16 protein-coding genes and 2 rRNA genes are annotated in these 24,614 nt (G+C 35.2%); 13 read left to right on the forward strand and 5 right to left on the reverse strand.

Features of this window, described 5'->3' with window-relative positions:
* The first annotated feature begins 11 nt into the window (after window positions 1-11).
* Both ACTJIW_RS13865 and rrf read left to right on the forward strand, forming a co-directional pair.
* Window positions 12-2,895 (forward strand): 23S ribosomal RNA (locus ACTJIW_RS13865).
* Window positions 2,896-3,047: 152 nt separating this feature from the next.
* Window positions 3,048-3,157, forward strand: a 5S ribosomal RNA gene (gene rrf / locus ACTJIW_RS13870).
* Window positions 3,158-3,859: 702 nt separating this feature from the next.
* On the opposite strand, the gene ACTJIW_RS13875 is transcribed toward rrf, so the two are convergent.
* The gene (locus ACTJIW_RS13875) at window positions 3,860-3,997 is read right to left on the reverse strand and encodes a hypothetical protein (protein WP_440716858.1); all 138 of its coding nucleotides are present in this window, start codon (window positions 3,995-3,997) and stop codon (window positions 3,860-3,862) included.
* A 292-nt stretch (window positions 3,998-4,289) separates the two neighbouring features.
* Here ACTJIW_RS13875 and ACTJIW_RS13880 point away from each other — a divergent pair, with 292 nt between their 5' ends.
* From ACTJIW_RS13880 to ACTJIW_RS13890, 3 genes are all read left to right on the forward strand, one after another.
* Entirely contained in the window at window positions 4,290-5,636 is a 1,347-nt protein-coding gene (locus ACTJIW_RS13880) for a tetratricopeptide repeat protein (protein WP_440716859.1), read from the forward strand.
* An 84-nt stretch (window positions 5,637-5,720) separates the two neighbouring features.
* Window positions 5,721-6,002, forward strand: a complete 282-nt coding sequence (locus ACTJIW_RS13885; protein WP_440716860.1) for a hypothetical protein — start codon at window positions 5,721-5,723, stop codon at window positions 6,000-6,002.
* A 100-nt stretch (window positions 6,003-6,102) separates the two neighbouring features.
* On the forward strand, window positions 6,103-7,461 hold the full coding sequence (locus ACTJIW_RS13890) for an NAD-dependent succinate-semialdehyde dehydrogenase (protein WP_440716861.1): 1,359 nt from the start codon (window positions 6,103-6,105) through the stop codon (window positions 7,459-7,461).
* Window positions 7,462-7,526: 65 nt separating this feature from the next.
* On the opposite strand, the gene ACTJIW_RS13895 is transcribed toward ACTJIW_RS13890, so the two are convergent.
* Both ACTJIW_RS13895 and ACTJIW_RS13900 read right to left on the reverse strand, forming a co-directional pair.
* Window positions 7,527-9,488 (reverse strand): ATP-binding protein, encoded by a 1,962-nt coding sequence (locus ACTJIW_RS13895; protein WP_440716862.1) that lies wholly within the window; start codon window positions 9,486-9,488, stop codon window positions 7,527-7,529.
* A gap of 135 nt (window positions 9,489-9,623) precedes the next feature.
* Window positions 9,624-12,335, reverse strand: coding sequence for a S8 family peptidase (locus ACTJIW_RS13900; protein WP_440716863.1), 2,712 nt, complete (start codon window positions 12,333-12,335; stop codon window positions 9,624-9,626).
* A 510-nt stretch (window positions 12,336-12,845) separates the two neighbouring features.
* Between ACTJIW_RS13900 and ACTJIW_RS13905 the strand changes: the two genes are divergently transcribed.
* From ACTJIW_RS13905 to ACTJIW_RS13940, 8 genes are all read left to right on the forward strand, one after another.
* The gene (locus ACTJIW_RS13905) at window positions 12,846-13,676 is read left to right on the forward strand and encodes a M57 family metalloprotease (RefSeq protein ID WP_012026215.1); all 831 of its coding nucleotides are present in this window, start codon (window positions 12,846-12,848) and stop codon (window positions 13,674-13,676) included.
* Between the two features lie 288 nt (window positions 13,677-13,964).
* Entirely contained in the window at window positions 13,965-15,587 is a 1,623-nt protein-coding gene (locus ACTJIW_RS13910; protein ID WP_440716864.1) for a patatin-like phospholipase family protein, read from the forward strand.
* Between the two features lie 439 nt (window positions 15,588-16,026).
* Window positions 16,027-16,359, forward strand: a complete 333-nt coding sequence (locus ACTJIW_RS13915; protein ID WP_440716865.1) for an ArsR/SmtB family transcription factor — start codon at window positions 16,027-16,029, stop codon at window positions 16,357-16,359.
* 16 nt (window positions 16,360-16,375) lie between these two features.
* The gene (locus tag ACTJIW_RS13920; protein WP_440716866.1) at window positions 16,376-16,849 is read left to right on the forward strand and encodes a DUF6428 family protein; all 474 of its coding nucleotides are present in this window, start codon (window positions 16,376-16,378) and stop codon (window positions 16,847-16,849) included.
* A 32-nt stretch (window positions 16,850-16,881) separates the two neighbouring features.
* Window positions 16,882-17,496 (forward strand): arsenate-mycothiol transferase ArsC, encoded by a 615-nt coding sequence (locus ACTJIW_RS13925; RefSeq protein WP_440716867.1) that lies wholly within the window; start codon window positions 16,882-16,884, stop codon window positions 17,494-17,496.
* Between the two features lie 3 nt (window positions 17,497-17,499).
* A complete protein-coding gene (gene arsB, locus ACTJIW_RS13930) occupies window positions 17,500-18,564 on the forward strand; it encodes an ACR3 family arsenite efflux transporter (protein WP_440716868.1) in 1,065 nt (354 codons plus the stop codon).
* A gap of 1,023 nt (window positions 18,565-19,587) precedes the next feature.
* Entirely contained in the window at window positions 19,588-19,827 is a 240-nt protein-coding gene (locus ACTJIW_RS13935) for a hypothetical protein (protein ID WP_440716869.1), read from the forward strand.
* Between the two features lie 70 nt (window positions 19,828-19,897).
* Complete coding sequence (locus ACTJIW_RS13940) at window positions 19,898-20,245, forward strand: hypothetical protein (RefSeq protein WP_440718457.1); 348 nt, start codon at window positions 19,898-19,900, stop codon at window positions 20,243-20,245.
* Between the two features lie 66 nt (window positions 20,246-20,311).
* On the opposite strand, the gene ACTJIW_RS13945 is transcribed toward ACTJIW_RS13940, so the two are convergent.
* Window positions 20,312-21,436, reverse strand: a complete 1,125-nt coding sequence (locus ACTJIW_RS13945) for a glycoside hydrolase family 88/105 protein (protein ID WP_440716871.1) — start codon at window positions 21,434-21,436, stop codon at window positions 20,312-20,314.
* A gap of 17 nt (window positions 21,437-21,453) precedes the next feature.
* The gene (locus tag ACTJIW_RS13950) at window positions 21,454-24,249 is read right to left on the reverse strand and encodes a glycosyl hydrolase (protein WP_440716872.1); all 2,796 of its coding nucleotides are present in this window, start codon (window positions 24,247-24,249) and stop codon (window positions 21,454-21,456) included.
* Between the last annotated feature and the right edge of the window lie 365 nt (window positions 24,250-24,614).

Below are 24,614 nucleotides of genomic sequence, written 5' to 3' on the forward strand. Positions count from 1 at the left end.
CAAGATTGGTACAATAAGCAAAATAAGGGCGTATGGGGAATGCCTAGGCTCTCAGAGGCGATGAAGGACGTGATAAGCTGCGAAAAGCTGCGGGGACTGGCACACACAGATTGATCCGCAGATATCCGAATGGGGCAACCCGCTATATTGAAGATATAGCACACCGATAGGTGGGCAAACCCGCTGAACTGAAACATCTAAGTAGGCGGAGGAGAAGAAAACAAAAGTGATTCCGTAAGTAGTGGCGAGCGAACGCGGATTAGCCCAAACCAGTGCTGTTACGGCAGTGCTGGGGTTGTAGGACCACGACATTTTATGCATGCAGAACCGGAAGTTACTGGAAAGTGACGCCATAGAGGGTGATAGCCCCGTATGGGTAATAAATGTAATAGATAGTGGTATCCTGAGTAGGGCGGGGCACGTGAAACCCTGTCTGAATTTGGCGGGACCATCCGCTAAGGCTAAATACTCCTGAGAGACCGATAGTGAACCAGTACCGTGAGGGAAAGGTGAAAAGAACCGTGAATAACGGAGTGAAATAGATCCTGAAACCATACGCTTACAAGCGGTCGGAGCCCTTTCGTGGGGTGACGGCGTGCCTTTTGCATAATGAGCCTACGAGTTAACGCTGCTGGCAAGGATAAGTACTTCAGGTATGGATCCGCAGCGAAAGCGAGTCTGAATAGGGCGCTTTAGTCAGTAGTGTTAGACGCGAAACCGTGTGATCTACCCATGGGCAGGTTGAAGCTGTGGTAACACACAGTGGAGGACCGAACCGGTTGACGTTGAAAAGTCTTCGGATGACCTGTGGGTAGGGGTGAAAGGCCAATCAAACTCGGAAATAGCTCGTACTCCCCGAAATGCATTTAGGTGCAGCGTTAGTTATAAAGTTATACAGAGGTAGAGCTACTGATTGGATGCGGGGGCTTCACCGCCTACCAATTCCTGACAAACTCCGAATGCTGTATAATGTTCACTAACAGTGAGGGCTTGGGTGCTAAGGTCCAAGTCCGAGAGGGAAAGAACCCAGACCATCAGCTAAGGTCCCCAAATATATGCTAAGTTGAAAGAACGAGGTTTGTCTGCCCAGACAGCTAGGATGTTGGCTTGGAAGCAGCCATTCATTTAAAGAGTGCGTAACAGCTCACTAGTCGAGCGGACGAGCATGGATAATAATCGGGCATAAGCATATTACCGAAGCTATGGATTTGCAAGTAATTGCAAGTGGTAGGGGAGCATTCTAACAGGGTTGAAGGTTTTTCGTAAGGAGGGCTGGACTGGTTAGAAAAGAAAATGTAGGCATAAGTAACGATAATGCGGGCGAGAAACCCGCACACCGAAAAACTAAGGTTTCCACAGCTATGCTAATCAGCTGTGGGTTAGTCTGGTCCTAAGGCGAACCCGAAAGGGACAGTCGATGGCTAACGGGTTAATATTCCCGTACTACTAATTACTGTGATGGGGTGACGGAGTGATGAAAGCGCCGCGAACTGACGGAATAGTTCGTTGAAGTACCTAGCTATAGGTCCTGTAGTAAAATGCGCAGGAACTGGTGAAATACGATAGTACTCGGAGTCTTCGGACAAAGAGATAGTGCGCCTAAGGGCTTCCAAGAAAAACCTCTAAACTTCAGGTAATTAGTACCAGTACCGTAAACCGACACAGGTAGTTGAGGAGAGAATCCTAAGGTGCTCGAGAGATTCATGGCTAAGGAATTAGGCAAAATAGACCTGTAACTTCGGGAGAAAGGTCGCCCCCAGCAATGGGGGCCGCAGTGAAGAGGTCCAGGCGACTGTTTATCAAAAACACAGGGCTCTGCAAAATCGTAAGATGAAGTATAGGGCCTGACACCTGCCCGGTGCTGGAAGGTTAAGAGGAGATGTTATCTTCGGAGAAGCATTGAATTGAAGCCCCAGTAAACGGCGGCCGTAACTATAACGGTCCTAAGGTAGCGAAATTCCTTGTCGGGTAAGTTCCGACCTGCACGAATGGTGTAACGATCTGGACACTGTCTCAGCCATGAGCTCGGTGAAATTGTAGTAACGGTGAAGATGCCGTTTACCCGCAGTGGGACGAAAAGACCCTGTGCACCTTTACTATAGCTTAGTATTGACCTTGGATAAATGATGTGTAGGATAGGTTGGAGACTATGAAGCGGCGTCGCCAGGCGTTGTGGAGTCATTGTTGAAATACAACCCTTTGTTTATCTGAGGCCTAACCCCGCTATGCGGGGGACAGTGCTTGGTGGGTAGTTTGACTGGGGTGGTCGCCTCCAAAAGAGTAACGGAGGCTTCTAAAGGTTCCCTCAGTACGCTTGGTAACCGTGCGTAGAGTGCAATGGCATAAGGGAGCTTGACTGAGAGACATACAGGTCGATCAGGTACGAAAGTAGAGCATAGTGATCCGGTGGTTCCGCATGGAAGGGCCATCGCTCAAAGGATAAAAGGTACGCCGGGGATAACAGGCTGATCTCCCCCAAGAGCTCATATCGACGGGGGGGTTTGGCACCTCGATGTCGGCTCGTCACATCCTGGGGCTGGAGAAGGTCCCAAGGGTTGGGCTGTTCGCCCATTAAAGTGGCACGCGAGCTGGGTTCAGAACGTCGTGAGACAGTTCGGTCTCTATCTACTGCGGGCGTTAGAAATTTGAGTGGATCTGATTCTAGTACGAGAGGACCGAATTGGACTAACCTCTAGTGTATCTGTTGTCCCGCCAGGGGCACCGCAGAGTAGCTACGTTGGGAAGGGATAAGCGCTGAAAGCATATAAGCGCGAAACCCACCACAAGATGAGATTTCTTTTAAGGATCGTGGAAGATGACCACGTTGATAGGCTATAGATGTAAAGGCAGTAATGTCATAGTCGAGTAGTACTAATAATCCGTAAGCTTATGTACACCCTTTTCCCGGGCCGAAAGGCCCGGGAGGAAACTTTCTAAAACAAAAACTTACTTTTCTTTATCTCAGTATGTTAAAATATTGTTTAATTGATAATTAACAATTTATAATTGATAATTAATAATTAAAAGCTGTTCGCAGCGAATGACCTTAAGGTGGTTATTGCGGCGGGGCTCACCTCTTCCCATCCCGAACAGAGAAGTTAAGCCCGCCTGCGCAGATGGTACTGCAGTTTTGTGGGAGAGTATGTCGTCGCCTTTCTTTTAAGAATCCTCATCATTTACTTGATGAGGATTTTTTGCTTTTATTTATGTTTAGATTTTCTTTTTATTCCTTCTGATTTTGTGGTTTATAATCTATTAAACCGTTTTAAAATTTCTATTTCTTCATTTGTTTTCAGTCTGATAATAAATCTGTTTCCAATTTAATATTTGAGAAATGCATTTTTTTGAAGAGATATCAGAATATGCAACTGAAATTGAGTTAAAACATTCTTTTGAAGAAGAATCTGCTTGCAGATATTATTATTATTATTATTATTATTATTATTATCTAGATGTTGAAATCCAATGTCACATATATGGAATTTGTTTTTTGCAATGAATCTTCTAAGGATATTTTGATTCAGTTTATAAGCTAGTTTATTCTAAAAGGATAAAAAACGTAAGGTATTTGATTATCTTTTAAAGAAGGTACATTTCATATAACCAGGAAATTTGAAAAGGAACATATAAAAAGTATATTGCGGAACATTTCATTACAAGAAATAGAACAAAAGATTAATAATAAAATATAAAATTAGAAAAGGATATAACCACTAATCGATGCGTATAATTGATGAATTAGAGAATGCAGTGCAAAAGATGTGAAATAAAAAAAGGACAGTTTAAAACTGTCCTTTTTTACTGTTTTTCAAAATGAGTAATAAATTGAAATTATTATGTGATAGAAAAATTTAGTTTGTTATTCTACCAATTCAAAATCACCTTGATCAATATACTTAAGAATTGCTTTGTAGTTGCTTCCAACGACTTGTGCAGTATTATCTCCATTAGCTAAAGTAATTGGATTAACTTGAGAAACTGCGGTTGTAAATGTCATTGTATAAACAACTCCATTTACAGAATAATCTACTCTAAAAGGTCTGTTTATATCAACAAAATTAGTTTCGATTTTTATTCCATATTTTGTATTTGGACTGATACATTCATTTTCGGATATTTTTGAACCATCAGCATGTACCCTTAAAGGTTTTTAGATGACTATAAGAAAAATTTTATATTTAAGATTTTCAAGCCTTTAGTTCAAAATAATTGATTATTCTCTTAAACTTTTTTTAGTAAAATATTTATTTTTTTATAGTTTAGCAGCCCTAATAAGTCCCCATTCCAAAATGATTTTCTGCACAAAAAAAATTAAATTATTTTTTGTTTTATACGCCTTTGTTTTTTTTTCAAAATTACACGCTCAAAAACTATCATCAGCAGATGTAGAATCTATTACGGGAATAGAATCTATAATAATCAGCGAAAATAATTCAAAAAAAGACACCATAAAACTCAAAAATCGTTTGTCTTTTTTAAAGAAATCTTCCGGCAAAAAATCACAAATTTTATACTACGCCTTACTGGCAAATGGTTTTTCTTCATTCTTCGATAAAATTAACAGCAGAAGCGAGTATAATTATTTAAAATCAATTGAAGAATCTAAAAAGTTAAATGATCCGAGTCTTATGATTTGGACTCAGCTTAATTATTCAAAATATTTATATTTCTATTGCCAGATAGACAAGCTTATTCCCATTGTACTCAATACAATGGATAAATGTGATCAAACTGATCCGTCAGAAATGATTTTACCTGAAGAAACTTTTAAATTTTTTGGCTGGATAATGTCTACTGTTGAAGATAAGTCTGCAATTGGTTACTATAAAAAATCTATGCAGTATATGAAAACTCCTTCTTCAGAATCTGCTGGTGTTTTAAACGCAATTGGTAACTGTTATTTTAGAAACAAAGATTTAGCAAATGCCATGCATTATTTTAATAAATCTGAAACTATGGCTTTAAAAGTTGGCGACAGTATAAGATATGCAAAAATTTTAGGTGATAAAGCACTCATTTACGAAGAAAAAGGAAATCTAAAAGATGCTGTACATTTATTAAAACAAGATATTTTCTACTCTCAAAAATTTAAAATTGATAAGAATGAGATGTATGCTTCTATATTATTGGCTAAAATTCTTTTAAAACTAAAAGATACCGATAAGGTTGAAGAAATATTAGACAGAGCCGGAAATATTGCGAGTTCAAAATCTTACTACAGAAGCTCTTTAAAAGAAGTAATTGAATTAAAACTTAGTATTTTAAAGGGTAGAAATCCAGAAAAAGAGCTTTTGTTAAGACGCCAGCTTAAACAAATTGATGAATATCTTCTTAGTACAAACGGCAATACCGTACTGCAAAGATCGCATTGGCTTATTCAGAAAAAGAAATATGAAAATAATACTAATAAAATCCGGCTGGAATTAGAGCAGGGAGAAAAAATGAAGAAAATCTATATTCTAATTTTAATCTTAACGATTTCATTAAGTATTGTTTTGTACCATTCTTTAAATAAAAAATTAAAAGCAAAAAGAATAAAACTTGAAAATGACAGGCTGCTTTTTGAACAAAAGCTTAACGATGCCAGTTCAGATATAGATGCGTATACAGAATATCTTGAAAATAAAAATAAATAGATTTCTATTTTAGAAAATGAGCTTGAAGTAATTAAAATTACAACTTCCAGACATTTAAATGACGAGAAAAGAAAACTTCAGGAAATGTTAAGCACTCATTTAATGACAGATGAAAATTGGAATGCATTTAAACGAGAGTTTATAAACCAGCATACCGATTTTTATAATGCGATAATGGAAAATTTTCCTGAACTAAAAGAATCCAATCTTAAAATAATAATGCTTCAAAAATTAGACTTTAATAATTATGAAATGTCTAATTTATTGGGTGTTACAATCGATGCTGTCAAAAAAAGCAAACAGCGGTTAAAGAAAAAATTAGGGGATAAGTACGATCTGTTGTTTGAAATTATAGACTATAAATAGACTGCAGTTCATTGCAAATCTTATTTTAATGCACATAGTTTACGAGAAAAATCGTAACTTTTATTTTTAAAAAGATTCTTGATTTTAAATTTTTTATTTTATGATAACATCCATAAATCCCTATACATCTGAGAAAGTTTTCGAAATAAGAGAATTTAATGACGATGAAATTCAAAAAGCACTGGATAAAGCAGACAAACAGTACAAATCATGGAAAGAAACATCTTTTGCCCAGAGAGCAGCCTTGATAAAATCTGTTGGAGATGAACTGAGAAAAAATATAGAAAATTATGCAGCAGTCATTACCTTAGAGATGGGTAAACCAATATCTGAATCTGCTGCAGAAATTGAAAAATGTGCCAAGCTGTGTGATTATTATGCTGAAAATGCAGAAAAACATCTTGCAGATAAAGAAATTGAAACCGAAGCTTACAGGAGTTATGTTAAGTATGAACCAATTGGTGTTGTACTGGCAATTATGCCGTGGAATTATCCATTCTGGCAGGTCTTTCGTTTTGCGGTGCCGGGATTAATGGCAGGTAATACGGCAGTTCTAAAACATGCCAGTAATGTGATGAACAGTGCCCAGAATATTGAAGATATCTTTAAAAAGGCCGGATTTCCACAAGGGTGTTTTACAAATCTGCCTGTTTCAAGCGCAGTAGTAGAGAAAATTATAAAAAATCCTATAGTAAAAGCCGTTACCCTGACTGGAAGTGAAAAAGCAGGCAGATCTGTGGCTGCCGCTGCGGGAAGCGAAATCAAGAAAACAGTATTAGAACTGGGAGGAAGCAATGCCTTGATTGTATTTGCAGACTGCAACCTGAAGGAAACAGTAAAAAGCTGCGTTTTATCACGGTTCCAAAATGCGGGACAAAGCTGTATTGCCGGTAAACGACTTTTGGTAGAAGCTGGTATTGTCAATGAATTTACAGCGGCTTTTATAGAACAGGTAAAACAGCTTAAACAGGGAGATCCTATGGATAAGCAGACTTCGATCGCTACTATGGCAAGAGTTGATCTTGCAGAAGAACTCGAAGGGCAATTAAAAAAATCTGTTGAAATGGGAGCAAAAATACTTTTGGGAGGTAAAAGAGAGAACGCTTCTTTTGAACCGACAGTTTTAGATAACGTAACGCCCGACATGCCTTTATTTCAAGAAGAAACATTTGGTCCGGTTATCGGAATTACTACTTTTGATACAGATCAACAGGCTGTAGATCTTGCCAATGAAAGCTCTTTTGGGTTAGGATTATCTCTTTATACAGAAGATCTTGAGAAAGCTTATAAACTCATTCCAAAATTTGATGACGGGGCAGTATTTGTAAACGAGATTGTTAAAAGTGATCAAAGACTTCCGTTTGGAGGAACAAAAAACTCAGGATATGGACGTGAACTATCAGTTGATGGGATAAAGGAATTTGTAAACAAAAAAACGGTTTATATTAAAAAATATTGATTCATTGTTGCTCAGGCGGTATATGCAGGTTTAAGAAACAGACCAGAAATTCAGTAAAAAAATAATTACAGTTCTTTTATAATTTCCTCAATATTGCAGTGCAGGATATCAAGATTGTCAGCAGTTTCGGCAGTAAATTCTTTTTTGCGGGCCTGATCTTCGATAGAGGTGAGGGTCTGGCTTAAGTTCTCCAGCAGAAAAAGATGCAGCCATACCTGAAGCTGTTCTGCGGTTTGCAGTACTGATCTGAAATCTTTACGATAAACAGCCTGCTGTAATTCTTTTAGTTCTACAGGAGCCTTCTGGATAAACTGGGAGGTTACTTCTTTTTTCCACCCAGGTTTTATAAGGTCGGTTTTTTCAATTGCAGATAAATCTGCTTTAGAAGGAATCAAAGGACGGCGATCTTTTTTCAAAGCTTGTTTGATGGCTTCAAGAAGTTCATGCTGTTTAAAGGGTTTTGGCACATAACCGTCCATTCCGGCATTCAGACAACGATGATGCTCGTCAGCAAGAGAATGGGCTGTCATGGCTATAATAGGAATTTCATTTTTGAGCTCACTGCGAATGTAATGCGTAGTTTGATAACCGTCTCTTACAGGCATCTGAAGATCCATTAATACCAGATCATATTGGTTTTCTGAAAGAAGTTTTATACCCTGATCTCCATTTTCCGCAATATCAATCTCAAATCCAAACCCTTCAATAACGTTTTGTGCCAGTTTCTGATTTAAGCGGTTGTCTTCAAGAAGCAATATTTTAAGTCTGCCCAGATCGTTTACGGGAAGCAGTTTAGGATTTTCTTTTACATTGACTGGTTTTTTATATGTCGCTGTGAAAAAAAATTCCGATCCTGCGCCTTCACGGCTTTTAACTTGTATTTTCGAATCGTGCAGTTTTACCAGCTCTTTAACAATGCTCAGTCCCAGGCCAGTGCCTCCAAATTTTCTTGTAGTGTCTTCCTGACCCTGTGTAAATCGCTCAAATATAGATTCAAGATGTTCCTTTGGAATGCCTATTCCGGTATCTTTAACAGAAAACCGAATGGTATAAGAATCCTCTGTTTCTCCTTTATTTTTCACGGAAATGGTCACTTCACCTTCATTTGTAAATTTAAGAGCATTTCCTGCCAGATTTACCATTATCTGATTCAGTCTTCCCTGATCGCCTGTAATAACATCTGGAAGTTCGGCATCCAAAAACAAGTTAAATTCAACACCGTCGGCAGTTTTTACTTTTAGAAGATCGTAGACATGGCGGAGTGATTTTTTTAAATTAAAGGGCTGCTTTTCCAGAGAAAGTCCTCCAGATTCAATTTTAGACAAATCCAGTATATCATTTACTATGAGTAAAAGATTTTCCCCGGCTGTCTGAACATCCTGTATAAAAGCCTGCTGTTGTTTATCGAGCGGTGTTCCGGACAAAAGTTCAGTAAAACCAATAATAGCATTTAGAGGTGTCCTGATTTCATGGCTCATATTAGCCAAAAAAGATTCTTTTGCCAGTACAGCACTTTCGGCAATTTTTTTTTGTCTGAGAAGTTCGTTGTTTTTTATCCCAAGTTCAAGTGTTGTAATAACATGGCGTGCTACGATATGAAGCGCCCTTTTTTGATTTTCATTGAGTGAGCGCGGCTCGTGATCTGCAGCACATAAAACCCCGACTGCGTGACCATCTGGCGTAATAAGCGGCATTCCGGCATAAAACCGTATTTTTAAACCTCCTTTTACATCAGGATCATCTTTAAAACGTTCGTTGAGCAGTGTGTCTTGAATTTCTACCAGAGAAGAATCCATGATAGTGTAACGGCTGAAAGTAATTTCACGCGGCACTATGGAAAAGCCAAGACCAATTTCAGATTTGAACCACTGGCGGTTTTCGTCAATAAAAGCAATGTAGGCAATTGGTACACCACAGATATAGGATACCAGGGAAGTTGCATCATCAAATGCATATCCCGGAAGAGCTTCCAGCATATTACTGTAGCGCTTTAGAATATCCAGGCGTTCAGATTCATTATAAGGCATGGACAAAGGGATTTCTCATGACAGATAAATTAAGTCTTAAATTTACAAATATTCTATTTTTAATGGTTATATATTTATGCGGTATTTCTTATATAATTCACAGATAATACAATATGTAAAAATTTCTCAAAGTGCTTAAAAAACAGCAATTTTTCCTGTCTGCACTTTACCTGAACCCATAATTATTTTGTAGATATAAATTCCTGAGGCAGTATTTTTTAGAATAATGGTATTAGTTAAGGAAATGAGAGGTGAAGTAATCGTATTTTGTCCGCTGATGGTGTAGAGATAGAAAACAGCATTTTGTTCTTTTGGGGCTTCGATAAATAATTCTTCATTTTTGCCTATCAGCGTAGGATGGATAAAAAAGAAATCATTATCTCTATAATCAGCATCAAGAATTGAGGAGCTTATTACATTGTTATTTTCTAAAATCAAATTTATTTTATATTGATTTCTGCCCTTAGCAGGTTCAGTATCTAAAAAATAAAATGTTTTGGAATTGACATCACTTATTGTACTGATGATACTCTGAACATTATTAATTATTTTGACCAGCTCAATTCTTTTGATATTGTACAAGCTGAAAAGACCGACATCAATCTTTACTTTATCCTCATAAATTTCGGCAGAAGCCAGTTCAAAATAACAATTTGAATTTTGGGCATATTGTAGTGCTGACTCGCTTTTTATTCCTTCACTGTTGTCAAACACAGGAGTTACAGTGTAAATATTTCCATCTGTATAAGTATAATCTGCGGCTGTTATTTGTTCTTTAAATTCAAAACCATCACCTTTGAGCTGATAAATATTAAAAGCAGCAATATCGGCGGGCTTGTCCCAATTAATTTCAGTTGTGCCGTCACATACTAAGCTGGTGCGGATATTTAAATCATAAGAAATAATAAAGTCATCCGATATATAAGCAGTATCATTGATAGTCATTTTTAGTTTTGCTTTTGAAAATCTTTTTTCAGAAGGCGTATAGGTAAATTGTTCGGAATCCAGATTAATGCCGTCTGCAATAATTTCCCAGCTCTGTCCATTATCATAACTAATAGACAATTTTCCCGAGCTGCCCGAAAAAGAAGAATCCCATTTGAAAGGTGAAATCGTTTTACCATCATAAGGAAAATTATCATTTGCAGCGGGATAATTCCATTGAAATTGATTTTCAAGTTCATATTCATAAGCAATGCTGTATGATTGTGAAGTATTTGAAATATACGAACCCATGATATTGATCGTACAAGACCCCGATACAGGATTTTCGATAGTAACCTGTTCAATATTGTTAAGTTTGTCTTTTCCTCTCTGCGCTTGCTGCTCCGGAATATTAGGATTAAGAACCCAAGGCAGGAAAACAGAGTTGTCAGCCGTAATAACTTCAAGGTCTAAATCATTTATCAAACTTATATTACTGTTAATTGCAGCCGGCAGATCGTTCCAGACTAAGGTGATTTTTAAGTTTTTTGCATTTTCAGGAACATTAATCGTATGTGCGTTGGTTTGGGCAGAGGTTAGACTGCCGAATATAATTCTGTTCTCGGTGATGGTTTTCAGGCATTTATCAGCATTGACATTGCCATAACCATAAGTAAAATCCGGGCCTGTGCTGCCTAAATCTTTGGCGCTGTTAATCAAAATTGCTTTTGTTGCGGCATTGGTCAGAGCCTTGTTGTGTACGTTTTTATAATGTTGTTTCATCAGCGTGATAATTCCTGTAGCCAATGCGGTTGAATTTGAAGTTCCCTGTGTACTGAACGCTACTAATTCTGGTTTTATCCGACCGTCATACGCGGGACCTTTTGAAGAAAAAGGCATAATTACTTCGTTTTGGTCAACACAGCCCATTACAATACTATTTTTAGACTGCTTAAAATTACCAGTAATAGATTTATAACCTTCAAGACCAGTATTTCCAGATGAGAAACAATGCGTTAAATCTGTATTTAAAAATAATTGATCGTCATAAGCACTAGCGAGCGAGCCGTAAAAATTCTCAATTATTGTCCCGTAGGAATGATTTGCAGTCGTGGCACCTTGTAAAGTCTCGATTTCATCTGGATAAATATTCATAAAATCAGATGAGACGAGTCTTGCTTTTTGAGCGACACCTTTTCCTAATACAGAACTATTTCCTAAACCGCACACTATAGTAGCCATAGCAGTTGCATGGTTTGATACCACAGCAGATTGTGTTGTAGAAGCAATATGCTTGTTCAAAAGATCGACATCATTAACATCAAAAAAATCATCTTTAATTACTGCCGTTTGATCTTCACCTCTTAAAAGAGGAAAATCAGTATGGGCTTTATTGATATAATTAATACTAAAATTTTGATCGGTTATTTTAGATTCGGTTCTCGCTAAAAGCGATTCCTGCGAAATAGAAGAGACAATGCTCAGGGCAGCAACCTGATCCATAATTTTTTTAGAATCACTTTTTATCAATACAAGATGATCATTAAGTATTTTAATGTCTGTAATGTCGAGTGATTTCAAACCGAAAATTAAATTTTGAAGAGAATCAGCTGCTATTATATACGGTTTGTCTTCGTTGTGATTTGAAAAATTAGACGGTAGTTTCCATAAATTATTAACCGGGAGCATCTTTTGTAAAGACTTGCCAGATCTGGAACTTTGGGTTTCAACAATACAAAAAGTACTGTCGAGTTTTTTTACAATTTTATAATGGTTGAGGTGTGCATTTTCTAAAGACGTAAAATAATATTTTTCAAATTTTATTTCATTTTCCTTTTTCATGTATTGTTTCCATTTATCAGAGCTTTGCGAGAGACTGATTGTGGTGATCATAAAAATGAAAAAAGTAATTGTAGTCTTCATTTACTGTAGATGTTAAGGTGTCTGCAGGTTTTAGTACCTCTTAATTATGATCAGGCAAGGGATAATCGTTTTTGTTTGAAATATGCTGCAGATAAATCAAAGTTATTAAAATATTTGTACAAATTTTATTATTTTTTTCTTGCCTTACCTTTCAAATTTATTGAAATACGATTTTCTTAGAAGGGTGTAATTAGATTTTTGAATAGGATTAATAACTGTAAAATGAGTTTTTAGCCTCCCACAGAACAAAAACAAAAAAATAAAAACTTCTATGCGCTTAATACATTGATTTGCATTACTCTAGTAAATAAAAGGGCTGACACCATTATTAAGGCAATTAAGGTTAAATATCTGATTTGTAATATTATAACAAAAAGTGTTAATTTTGTTATATTTTATTTTTATAAGTATTTTAAGATTAAAATATATATAAATTTGATAATAAATATTACAATATTTTGTAAAAGAACCCCTGTCTATCAATTTATTTAACAAACTAAAGAAATTATTATGAAAAAAATTAAATCAATCCTGATTCTGTCATTTACAGCATTAGTACTATTGTCTTGTAACAAAGAAGATGAGACCGTATCATCTGGTCAAGAGTCTTTAAAAGTAACACCAGAGGTGTTGGAAAAACTTAAATCACTTTCTTTGAACACCTCAGATGTGCAGGTGATCCAAAATACTAGTTTAGAAGGTGCTGTTGAAGATGCGTTCCTTGTAGAAGGGGATATTATCATCACACAGGCACAATTAAACAAAATGGATCTTCACGGAGGTATTACAACAGAACAATACCGTACTACTAATTTAGTATCTGCTCCAAGAACGATTAAAGTTGTTGGTTTATCAGGAACTGGTACAACAGCCCTGACTACCAATATGCGTAACGGACTGCAGGCTGCTATAAACAGATACAATAATTTAGGATTATCTATAAACTTTACTTTGACTTTTAGTTCAAGTACTTCAGGCGCAAACATTGTAGTGCGGAGACAAACCGGATCTGCCGGCGGAGTAGCTGGTTTCCCTTCTGGAGGAAATCCATATAATTCAGTTACCTTATATTCAGGATTAGATTCTTATTCAACAAATGTAAACGCACACGTTGCGGCACATGAAATAGGACATTGTATTGGTCTGCGTCATACAGACTGGTTCAGCCGTCAAAGCTGCGGGCAGAATTCAAATGAAGGAACTGCTGGTGTAGGAGCAATTCTTATTCCGGGAACACCTTCTGGATATGATGCTACTTCTTACATGAGAGCGTGTTTTGGTTCAAACGAAACCGGTGCTTTCAATGCTAATGATATTACAGCATTAAACTATTTATATTAAAAACTAAACTATAGGGGTATCTTGCAAAATAGAAGAGGCTGTTTCATAATTTATGAAACAGCCTTTTTTATTAGATATATTTTAACTCGTTTATCCAGCTTTTGAATAGAAAAAATTAGGTATAAATACGTTGTGGTGTATTTAGCTAAAAATAATATATTTGAATTGTAAGTTGTTGTAAATCAATAATTATTGAGTGACGTAAATGTTAGCTAGAAATAAATAATCTGGAGGATCAGTCCAGTGAAAAAATTCCAGAAATTCAAATACTAAAAATTAATTTAAGCTATGAAAACAGATCTAGAATTAATTAAAAAAGAAATAGGAGCAGAAAAACTGGGAACAAATCTGTTATCAGTTTCAGAACGGCTGGATAAACTGTCAGATAAAAGATTTTCAGATGTAATTTCTAAAGATGAAAATGGACGTATCCTGCAATGGATCAATTTTGTACAGGAAGGAGGCGGAACACTTGGTATTTCATTAGTGGGTTACGCTTTTGTGTTAGAATATGTCGGCATACGATTTCTTAGAATTGCAGGAACCAGCGCAGGAGCCATTAACACCTTATTTCTTGCAGCAATGGGTAATAAAGATGAACCTAAATCAGCCGAGTTATATGATATGATGATGGATAATAAACGGTTTTCTCTTAAAAGTTTTGTTGATGCCAAATTGGGAATTGTAAAAAAAATAATTTTTTCTTTCACCAGCGGTTCGAATTTTTTGAAAAATTTAGCTTGGTTTTATGGAATTATCGCGCTGCTCGCTTTAATTATTCTGCCGATTTTTATGGCGATTGGATTTTCCCTAAAAATTGCATATTTCGTTTTTTTAGCGGTTTTTGTGTTTATCACCGTAAGAGTAATAATATTGTTATATAGATTTCACAAATACAATTACGGCATTAATCCCGGTAAAAGTTTTGAGGAATTTTTAAAGAAGGAATTAGAAATTTTCGGAATCAAAAATCTAAAAGATTTAAAATCTAAATCAGAAGGTGATTTTATACTAAATGATAAAATCTTCATGAGTACAAAAGGGGGCAGAGTGGAGTCACTGGATAATCTTTCCAGTCTTAAAAATACGGTATCAGATAAAAAATGGTATTCGGACATCTACGATGAGGTGCTTAAAAAAACAGATCATAATAAGTTTTTTGAACCTAATGATTCAAATTTTAATCAAAACCCACCTAATTTATATCTTATCAGGGAAGAAGACTCTCAGGATTACAATGCTTTAACCAATAAAGAGAAAGCACATCAGAAAGAAAGTATTGATAAAATTGGTTTTGACTATTCTTTTGTGACAACAGATATTGCCAATCAATGCAAAATTGTACTGCCTAAAGACGAAAAACTGTACAAGTTTGATCCTGAGGGCAGCCCCGCTGTATTTGTAAGAGCTTCTATGGCAATACCTGTGTTTTTTGAACCGAAAAAAATTGCCGTAAATAATACCAGTGACTGGCTGAAAACAAAAGGATTTATTAATCTCTCGACCGAGAGTATTTTTATTGACGGAGGTTCACTTTCTAATTTCCCTATCAATTTATTTCATAACAGCCATATAACAGAGGCCAGGGTGCCCATTTTTGGAGCGCGCATACAAGATGAGAAGCCTGTTGAAAATAAAAAGCTGCGCCTTACCTTTGCAAGTTACGCTTTCAGTATTCTCAATACACTGCGAAATAACGAAGATTCGTCATTTTTGGCAATTAATCCGTTTTATAAAAAATTCAGCATTGCCGAAATAAACACGTATGATACAAAAATAAGCTGGCTGAATTTTGCACTGACTAAAAATGAAAAAAGAAAATTATTCTTAGCAGGTGTAGAAGCAGCATTAGTTTTTTTGGAACAGTTTAACTGGGAAGTGTATAAAGAGGAACGAAAAAAAACATTGTAACCCTGTATTTTTCCAATTTCATTGGTTCCCGTAAAAAACATTTTGTTGAGGTTTTCGAGGAATTGCGACATAGATTTACAAGTAATATATAGAAAAGCATTTTAGAAGCTGCAAATTATAATTTGAGACAAATATCTAAATTCTGTTTTCTATATCTGCTGAATGTAATTATGGCTTAAATTGTAATTAAAATACCGTTTAGAGGCAGTTAAAAAAATGCAGTATTTTGAAATTTGCAGCTGTAAACATCGGGCTGGTTGTGAAATTCTTGGCTGAGATTTTTTACATTTTTATATATCCTTGTAAAGAGAAAGCTTTTTAGCTTTCTCTTTTTTTGTTTACAAAGCAATCTCGAAATCAGCTTATTTTAAAAAAAAATTAGAATAATTTATTCATTTTTTAAATTTATATCGTAATATTGCAATATAAAAATATTACAATGGGAGCAACAAAAACAGATCACTTTACAGAAAGTCAAAACGAACTGGCAGTTTTGTCCAAAGCTTTAGGGCATCCTGCCCGTATTGCTATAATGGAATATTTATTAAAAGTAGATGCCTGCATTTGCGGTGATATTGTAAATGAGCTTCCGCTTTCACAGCCTACAGTATCCCAGCATCTTAAAGAATTGAAAAATGCCGGACTTATTAAAGGCAGTATTGAAGGAAATTCTATTTGTTATTGTATTAACGAACCGGGTTTAGAAAAAATAAAAAGCTTTTTTGAGCATATTTCGGCTCATCTGGCTAAGAAAAGAAACGAATGTTGTTAACTAAAAATAAAGTGTTATGAAACTATCAGAAATTAAAGAGATACTAAAAACTGTCGAAACAGTAAATTTTGAACTGCCAAACGGAAATTTTGTTCCAGAATATTTTCATGTAACCGAAGTAGGTTTAATTACCAAAAACTTTATTGACTGCGGTGGTACGGTAAGAAAAGAAACAGTGGTAAATTTTCAGCTTTGGAATGCCAACGATTATGAGCACAGACTGAAACCGCAAAAACTGATTCACATTATCGAACTTTCTCAAAATGTTTTAGGCATTGAAGATCATGAAATAGAAGTTGAATATCAGGATACTACTATAGGTAAATACGATTTAGATTTTAACGGTAAAAATTTTATTTTATTAAACAAGCAGACGGCTTGTCTGGCTCAGGAACAATGCGGTATTCCTTCTGAGAAACCCAAAATAAAATTGACACAGCTTCATACAGATAATTCAAATTCATGTACGCCGGGCGGTGGATGCTGTTAATTTTTTTTAATAAACAATTACAACCATAAAATATGTTATTTCCAGAGATAGAAAAAACAGTTGAGTCGTTTGATTTTAATAAGATTTCAGACGATCGTAAAGCTGTATTACAGCCTTTAATAGAGTATATTCAAAATAAAGTAAATAACAAGGAGCGGATTAACCTTAACTTTATTTGTACGCATAATTCCAGAAGAAGCCATTTATCGCAGATATGGGCGCAGGCGGGAGCAGCGTATTATAAAATAAAACAGGTTTATTGTTACTCTGGAGGAACAGAAGTTACAGCTATGCATCCAATGATTGCTGCAGCTTTTAGAGCGTCTGGTTTTAGAATTACAGCATTATCAGAAGGTGAAAATCCTGTTTATACAGTAAAATATGCACCAAATAGACAGCCCGTTATTGGCTTTTCTAAATTGTATGATGCTGATTTTAATCCCACAAGTGAATTTGCTGCCATTATGACTTGTTCTCAGGCTGATGGAGGCTGTCCGTTTATTGCCGGTGCAGAAAAGAGAATTCCAATTACGTTTGAAGATCCTAAAATTTCAGACAATACACCGCAGCAAAAAGAAATGTACCAGCAGTGCAGTCAACAAATAGGGACTGAAATGTTGTATGTGTTTTCTAAAATACAATCATAAAAAATGTCTCTAAATAATTGTGCACCGGCAGCAGGAAGGAAAAAATTAGGTTTTCTGGACAGGTTTTTAACACTGTGGATTTTTCTGGCTATGGTTCTTGGAGTGGCTGCAGGTTATTTTATATCATCGAGCAGTACTTTTATTAATTCCTTTTCCAGTGGTACAACTAATATACCGCTTGCAATTGGACTAATATTAATGATGTATCCGCCATTAGCAAAAGTAAAATATGAGAAAATAGGAGAAGTTTTTAAAAATACCAAGATCTTATTTGCCTCTTTATTTTTAAATTGGATTGCTGGTCCGGTTTTAATGTTTTTTCTGGCGCTTCTTTTCTTAAATGGTTATCCCGAATATATGACGGGAGTAATTATGATTGGTTTAGCACGCTGTATTGCTATGGTGATAGTTTGGAATGATCTTGCAGAAGGAAACCGGGAATACGCAGCTGGACTTATTGCACTCAACAGTATTTTTCAGGTTTTACTGTATAGCATTTATGCTTATGTTTTTATCACCGTTTTACCGCCTTATTTCGGTTTTAAAGGTTCTGATGTTAATATTACCATTATTGAGATTACAAAAAGCGTCGGGATTTATTTAGGAATTCCGTTTGCATTAGGGATCATCAGCCGTTATGTTTTAACAGCTTTAAAAGGAGCTCAATGGTTTGAAACTAAATTTATACCTTTTATTTCGCCTGTTACTTTAATAGCCTTACTTTTTACTATTATCATTATGTTTAGTCTTAAAGGCCGGCTTATTATCCAAATACCGCTTGATGTTTTACGCATTGCTGTGCCTCTTATAATTTATTTTACAATAATGTTTATAATGAGTTTTTTTACTGGCAAATATTTTGGAGCCGATTACTCTAAAGCTGCATCTGTAGCTTTTACGGCTGCAGGAAACAATTTCGAACTGGCTATTGCAGTTGCTATTAGTGTTTTTGGAATCAACAGTGGAGAAGCATTTGCAGGTGTGATTGGTCCTTTGGTAGAAGTTCCCGCACTTATTGCGTTGGTAAATGCAGCTTTGTGGTTCAAAAAGAAATATTATGCAAAATGAAAAAAATTACTATTTCGAGGAAACTTTAAACAGCAGAACTTTGCTAAGTTTAATTACCTTCTCATAAATACCCTAAATTGATATTTTAAAAACGTTTAGAGGCAGGAATTTAAAAAAACAGCCTGTAATTTTGTACTATTAATAAAAGCTGACATAGTTTGTTTTTGGAAATCCTAAAATATTTCAGTTTTATTAGCCTTAATAATTCGCATCTTTTAAAAGAGAAAGAGAGAACGCAAGTTCTCTCTTTTTTTGTAATAGATTATATAATAGATTGTTATAAAACGTTTTCTTCTTCTTTTTTTAATGAAAAAAACACATTTTTTTGTTAATGTATTGAAAAACAGTATATTTGCTTGTTGTTTGTTATACATATTGTTGATTTTAGCTAAATACAATACATTCAATTTAATTAAAATCTCTTGTATAAGCCTTTTAATACTATGATTTCTTTTAGTATTGAAGCCTTTATTTGCAAGTATTTACCTGCCCCATTCTTCAGGGTAATTATTCTATGCGCCTTTATTTTATAATTTATCAATTTGTTGAATTTTTTCTACAAGCCGTTTGGTATTAGTCACAGCGTTTGTTTTTAGTGTACAGTTATTCGTGTTCAAAATTTTTAAAAGTTTTTGAATTTCGACAACCTGTTCAGCATTCTTCTTTATAATTATAAAAGAAAACTACAAACTGCCGGCTAATCTTTATTACTATCCAGAGTACAAATTACGATCGTGAGCAGCCATTTCCAGCGTATTAGACTACACAGTGTGCTGATAATGAAACTGTGACTGAGACTGCGACTGTAAACTTGAAATTTCATATTGCATCTAAGAAATGTCTTAAACTGTTACTTTAAAAACGTTTACAAGCATCTTTTACAAAAGGATAGAAAGAACTTTGCGGCCTAATAAGATTTGTTAAATTATTAAATAATCCAAGTGATTAGAAGGAATGTATACAGCTTAATAAGTCAATTAGTTGTCTTTTGGCTGTGATTTTTTTTAATTAAAAAAACGATTTATGAAAACAAAAATTACATCAATTTTGTTCTTATTGTTGTTGTCTGTGATAGGAGGATCGGTATTTGCACAAGTGCAGATCAATGCTCCGTTATCTTACCAGCCTTCAAATCTGGAGCAGGGAGGTGCTCCTGGGACTTATAAGGTAGACATTATAAACAATACAGGTGCGGCTCTCAGCGGGGCAACTTTTTCTTTAATACTGCCTGCCGGAATGGAGTATGTTGCAGGTACTGGATAATAAAGGAGTGTTTTTAAAGATGTTTAAAAGAAAATTTAAAAGCGATTTTGAATTTTCTGAAGATTCATTTTTGTTAGATAACGATAATGAGTCCAGCGATTTTGATCGTTCAATATTTGTTGTATATGATAAAGCTGAATTACTAGATTTTTTAAGATTAGAAAGAAAAGGAACAAATGTTATGCTTTTTTTGTTTGATAAACAATTATTTAGCAGTTTGTCTTTTTTTAAAGAAATAGAAAATTTGGTTTTAATAGACGGCTCAAAAAGCAGGACAGAAATTTTTAAAGATTTAGCCTTGTATTTTAAAAGTAAATCTGAATTTATTCCAAAAATATCAGGTATAAAATTTTTGAAGTCTTATGCAGATCAAGTGCAGTCTGATACTCTTCAAAAAGCTTTGTTTTTTATAATGTAGGATATTTTGTTGTTAGTGTTTTGATAAAAAAAGGCGGTCCATATTATATGTCCGCCTTTTTTGTTGTTATTTTAATTTATAAATTTCTGATCCGGCCAATAAAAAACAGCCTAAACCATAATCTTCAAAATCAGGAATTTTGTCGTAAGACAAAGGTTGTCCGTCTTTTGGCTCTTTACCGGTCGACTGCAGGTAACCTAAAAATCCGTTTGTGTGCAGACTTTCTGTTGTAATAGCATTCCATGCTTTTTGAATAACAGTTAAATAGGTTTCTTTTTTCAAAATCCCGCTGTTTATTCCGTACGCCATTCCATAAATAAATAAAGCAGTTCCTGATGTTTCTTTTTCACCAAAATTTGATGGATCGTGTAAGCTTACATTCCAAAAACCATCAGCTCTTTGAATGGGAACCAGCGCCGCAGCCATTGCTTTTAAATCTTTTACATACTGTTCTCTATGGGGTGCATTTTCAGGAATAATAGTTAAAACCTTTGCCAGAGCGGCAATAACCCATCCGTTACCGCGGCTCCAATAACAGTTTTTGCCGTTAGGTTCTTTATACGGGGGATCAAAATCCGCATCACGCCACCATAAGCCTTCTTTAGGATTGTATAAACCATTATCGCCGTGTTTGTTTCGTGAAAACATATACATGTCGTACATTTTTTCGAAATAACGATTGTTTTTCTCTAACACTCCCATTTTGGCAAAAACAGGCATTCCCATTTGTATGGCATCAATCCATGACCAGTCATTTAGCTGAGGTGTGTTGAGAAGCATGTTTATATTTGCCTTTGTGTTTTTAAGTTTTTTAGCATCAGGTTCTAAATTGTACAAATCAATATAGGTCTGAGCTGCACAGTAATTATCAGCATTTCGGGTTACGTTGCCGCCGTTAAATCCCCATTTGTGGAATTCAGCCCAGGCATAAGCATAATCATAATATGCTTCTTTTGGAAAAATTTCATGCAGTGCCATTAATCCTTCGTAATAAACCCCGCGCGTCCAGATATTACTGGGACGTTCTTTATTGGTAATAATTGTTTTTCCTGTGTCGGGCCATTTTTGCATAAAATAATCATTAGCAAGCATCATTTGCTTTAAAACCAATTTTTTATCAAATGGTTCTTGTGCAGAAAGGCTCGAAGTATAAAAAATGGAGACGGCTAAAAGTGAAATTAATTTTTTCATTTGTGGTTATTTGGCAGTTAGTTTTCTTGTTTTAGAGCGGTCAGGGTTACAGGTCCTAAAAGTCCGGACGGCATTGGATTCCATTTTGTGGCATCAAACTTTTTATAATCTTTGTCGACCATATTTATTTCATAAAAAATTTTCCATTCCTGACCTTTTAATTCCATATCACGTATTCGGTTTGCCGGAAGATTGGTTACCTGAATTTTTAAAACATTTTTTCCGGGTTTCAATTTTTGAATGTTCAGTTTATACGGAACTGACCATGCAGTACCAATAAATTCCTCATTCAGCCAGACTTTAGCACTTTCGCGTACATCGCCAAGATTGAGACTCCAATTTTCTATTTTAGGGTTTGGATTCTCAAATTGAAGCGTATAAACTGCTGATCCCGAAAAAGCTTCAGCATCCGGACTTAATTTTGTCCATGATTCTAAATTGGAAACTACAGCGTCATCAGGTAATTTTGGACCGCCTCTGACAAACGATAATTTCCAGTTTCCTTTTAGTGCTATGGGTTCAGAAGCGCTTTCAAAATAGTTCCATTTTTTTTGTGAAGCTGTATTTTCAGTCTTTAAAAAATAAGATTGTCCTGGTTCAATTTTGATTTTTACATAAGTGATTTTATCTTTTTTATTGACAATGGCATTTCCAAATTCACGTGTTAGCGGATCAAGAATAATAACTTCTTTGTTTTCAACTTGAAGCGGAATAAAATCGTTTATTGTTTTAGCAGTATGATTGACTAAATAATAGATTTTTTCACCGTCACTATCTCTTCTGATGAATTTTAAACCTGTATTTACTAAACTTTCAGGCTGAATTTTAGCATCTTCTAAACTTGTAAAAATATTTGAAACGGCTTGTATTTTATTTTCAGCTAAAAGATTTTTTAAGTTTTGTTCTTGCTTTTTATAATCTTTAAATCCCGGAACCGATTCTGGAAGTCCTTCAAATAGGATAGAGGCTCCTGCTTTTTTTAATTCGATAAGTTTTTGCAGGGTTTCAACAGGCATTTTTTTGCAGGACGGAATTACCAATGATTTAAAATTTCCTCCAGGCAGTACAATATTTCCATTGACAACTTTGGCTTCGGAAATGAAATTATCAGATATAAAATCAACACTGTAGCCTTTTTTCATGAGACTTTTTGTGGTATCGTAAAATGAAGTTCCATAAAGCCAGTCAAATAAAGAATGTATTTTGAACTGATAAAACAAAGTACCTTTTTCATATTTATCCCAAGCATCAAAAATGGGCCAGTAAAGCAGGATTTCGTTGTCTGGTTTTCCCTGCTGTAACAGCGACTGACAGTTTGAAATATAAGAGAACAAAGCCGGCGCATCTTCCCAAATGGTATTATTAGAATTGAAATTTACTGAAGCATAAAACTGCCATCCCGGCCATACAGCACGGTTTGGCGAATAAGTTGAACCATGCAGAAAAATATGATTAACACCATTGAGCATTAAATCTTCAGCTTCAGGTTTACACTGAGACAAAGCAGTTTTAAAATGTTCTCGAAGCCATGTAAAAGTCTCGGATGAAACCAGATTTTTTCCTGAAATATGCGCGGCCGAAGAAGAAAATTTCAGCATTACAGCATCAGCATCTCCTTCGCGGATGTCTTCTTTATCACGTCTGAAACCCGGAATGTCAAAAGGCATTGAACCAAAAGTTTCGCATTCCGGAATATCGGCAGAAGCATATAAATCGATTAAATTTCCGGGAGATCCATGCGCCTGCAGTTTGGTTTTGAAATTTTTAGAATGCGCCCAGTTCGTCCAGGATTTATCAAATTTATTCAATAACAAATCAGAAATAGTCTGGCGATAATCACTTCTTATTCGGTTTCCAATTTCATTATCAGTTTCATTCAGCAGAACAGGAAGTTGTTTTTTTAAATCATAACCGCGTAATTTTTGAAATTCTTCAAAGAAACTCGGTGTAAAATCAGTACCGTAGACTTCAAAGCTATCATTAAAAACAGCTCTTATTTTTCCTTCTCTGCCTTTCAAAGCCTCATTAAAAGGAACAACATAAGCTTTTAAAGCTTCTTCAGAATAATGATCTAAAGTATAGCCTTTTCCGCCTGGAGCGGCTCTTTTTACCTGTTGTCCGGTTTTACCGCTAAAAACAGCATAAATTGTATAATCAGCCTTTTTTGCTTTCCAGTTTAATTTATTTGGTTCGAGTTTGTTAGGAAGTTTAATGTTTGAGCCTTCGAGTCCTTTGTCTTTTACATTAACCTTTTTGTTTTGAAGCTCATTGGTCAGGTTAACAAACGAACCGTCACTTCCGTATGCCACAACATATAAAAGTGATGCCGGTGTTTTTTCTTTACTGCTGTCTAGAGTGATATTTCGATCAAAAGTTTCGTTTTTCTTAACTGTATATTTTTCTACAATTAGTTTGGTTGCGGCATGAGGCAGGGTTACGTGTGATCCTCCGTACGGCCATCCGGTTCCTAAAACCATATCAACCTGCATATTTAAGCTGTCAGAAACGTGAATTGTATAGTCAAGCATTTCCATCCACTTTGGAGATAAATAATCAATAAAATTGTTCTCTTCTCCTTTAACACCATAGATTGGCGTAATTTCTACACCGCCAATTCCGGCTTTATGAAAATCAATCAGACTTCTTTTTAAGTTAGGTTTATCCACCGCACTTCCCATCCACCACCAACGTGCCCACGGTTGATTTATGTTACTAGATTCCGGCCAGGGCGAAACTAATTTTTCCTGCGAAAAGGCATGAAAAAAACTAAAAAGCAGCATTGTATAAAGGCAGGTTTTTAAGGATAGTTTCATTATATAATTTTTGGTTTTGACTGGTTAAAAAATAAATCTTTTCTTATTTTTTTGTGTTGAATACGATTATAGAAATTTTGTCTCAATAAAGTAAAAGTATTATCAGTGTATCGAAAAGCTATCCTGTAGCGTCCTGTTTTTGAAAAATATTTCAAAAAATAAAATCATCAGATAATTACATGTATAAATTAGTATTTGATATTTTTTTATGTAAATAAATATGAAATGTAAAAAAATAATTTACTAAAATTTTTAAAAATATATTTTTCAAATTCGCAATGAATTAGCAGTTGTAAATCAAGCAGTTGTGCGTGTTTTCTGTTAAAGTAAACTTAAATAATTTTATAAGATATTGAAATCTAACA

Origin of the sequence: Flavobacterium sp. 22659 (genome assembly GCF_052044235.1) — a bacterium.
In the GTDB taxonomy this organism is placed as follows: Bacteria; Bacteroidota; Bacteroidia; order Flavobacteriales; family Flavobacteriaceae; genus Flavobacterium; species Flavobacterium johnsoniae.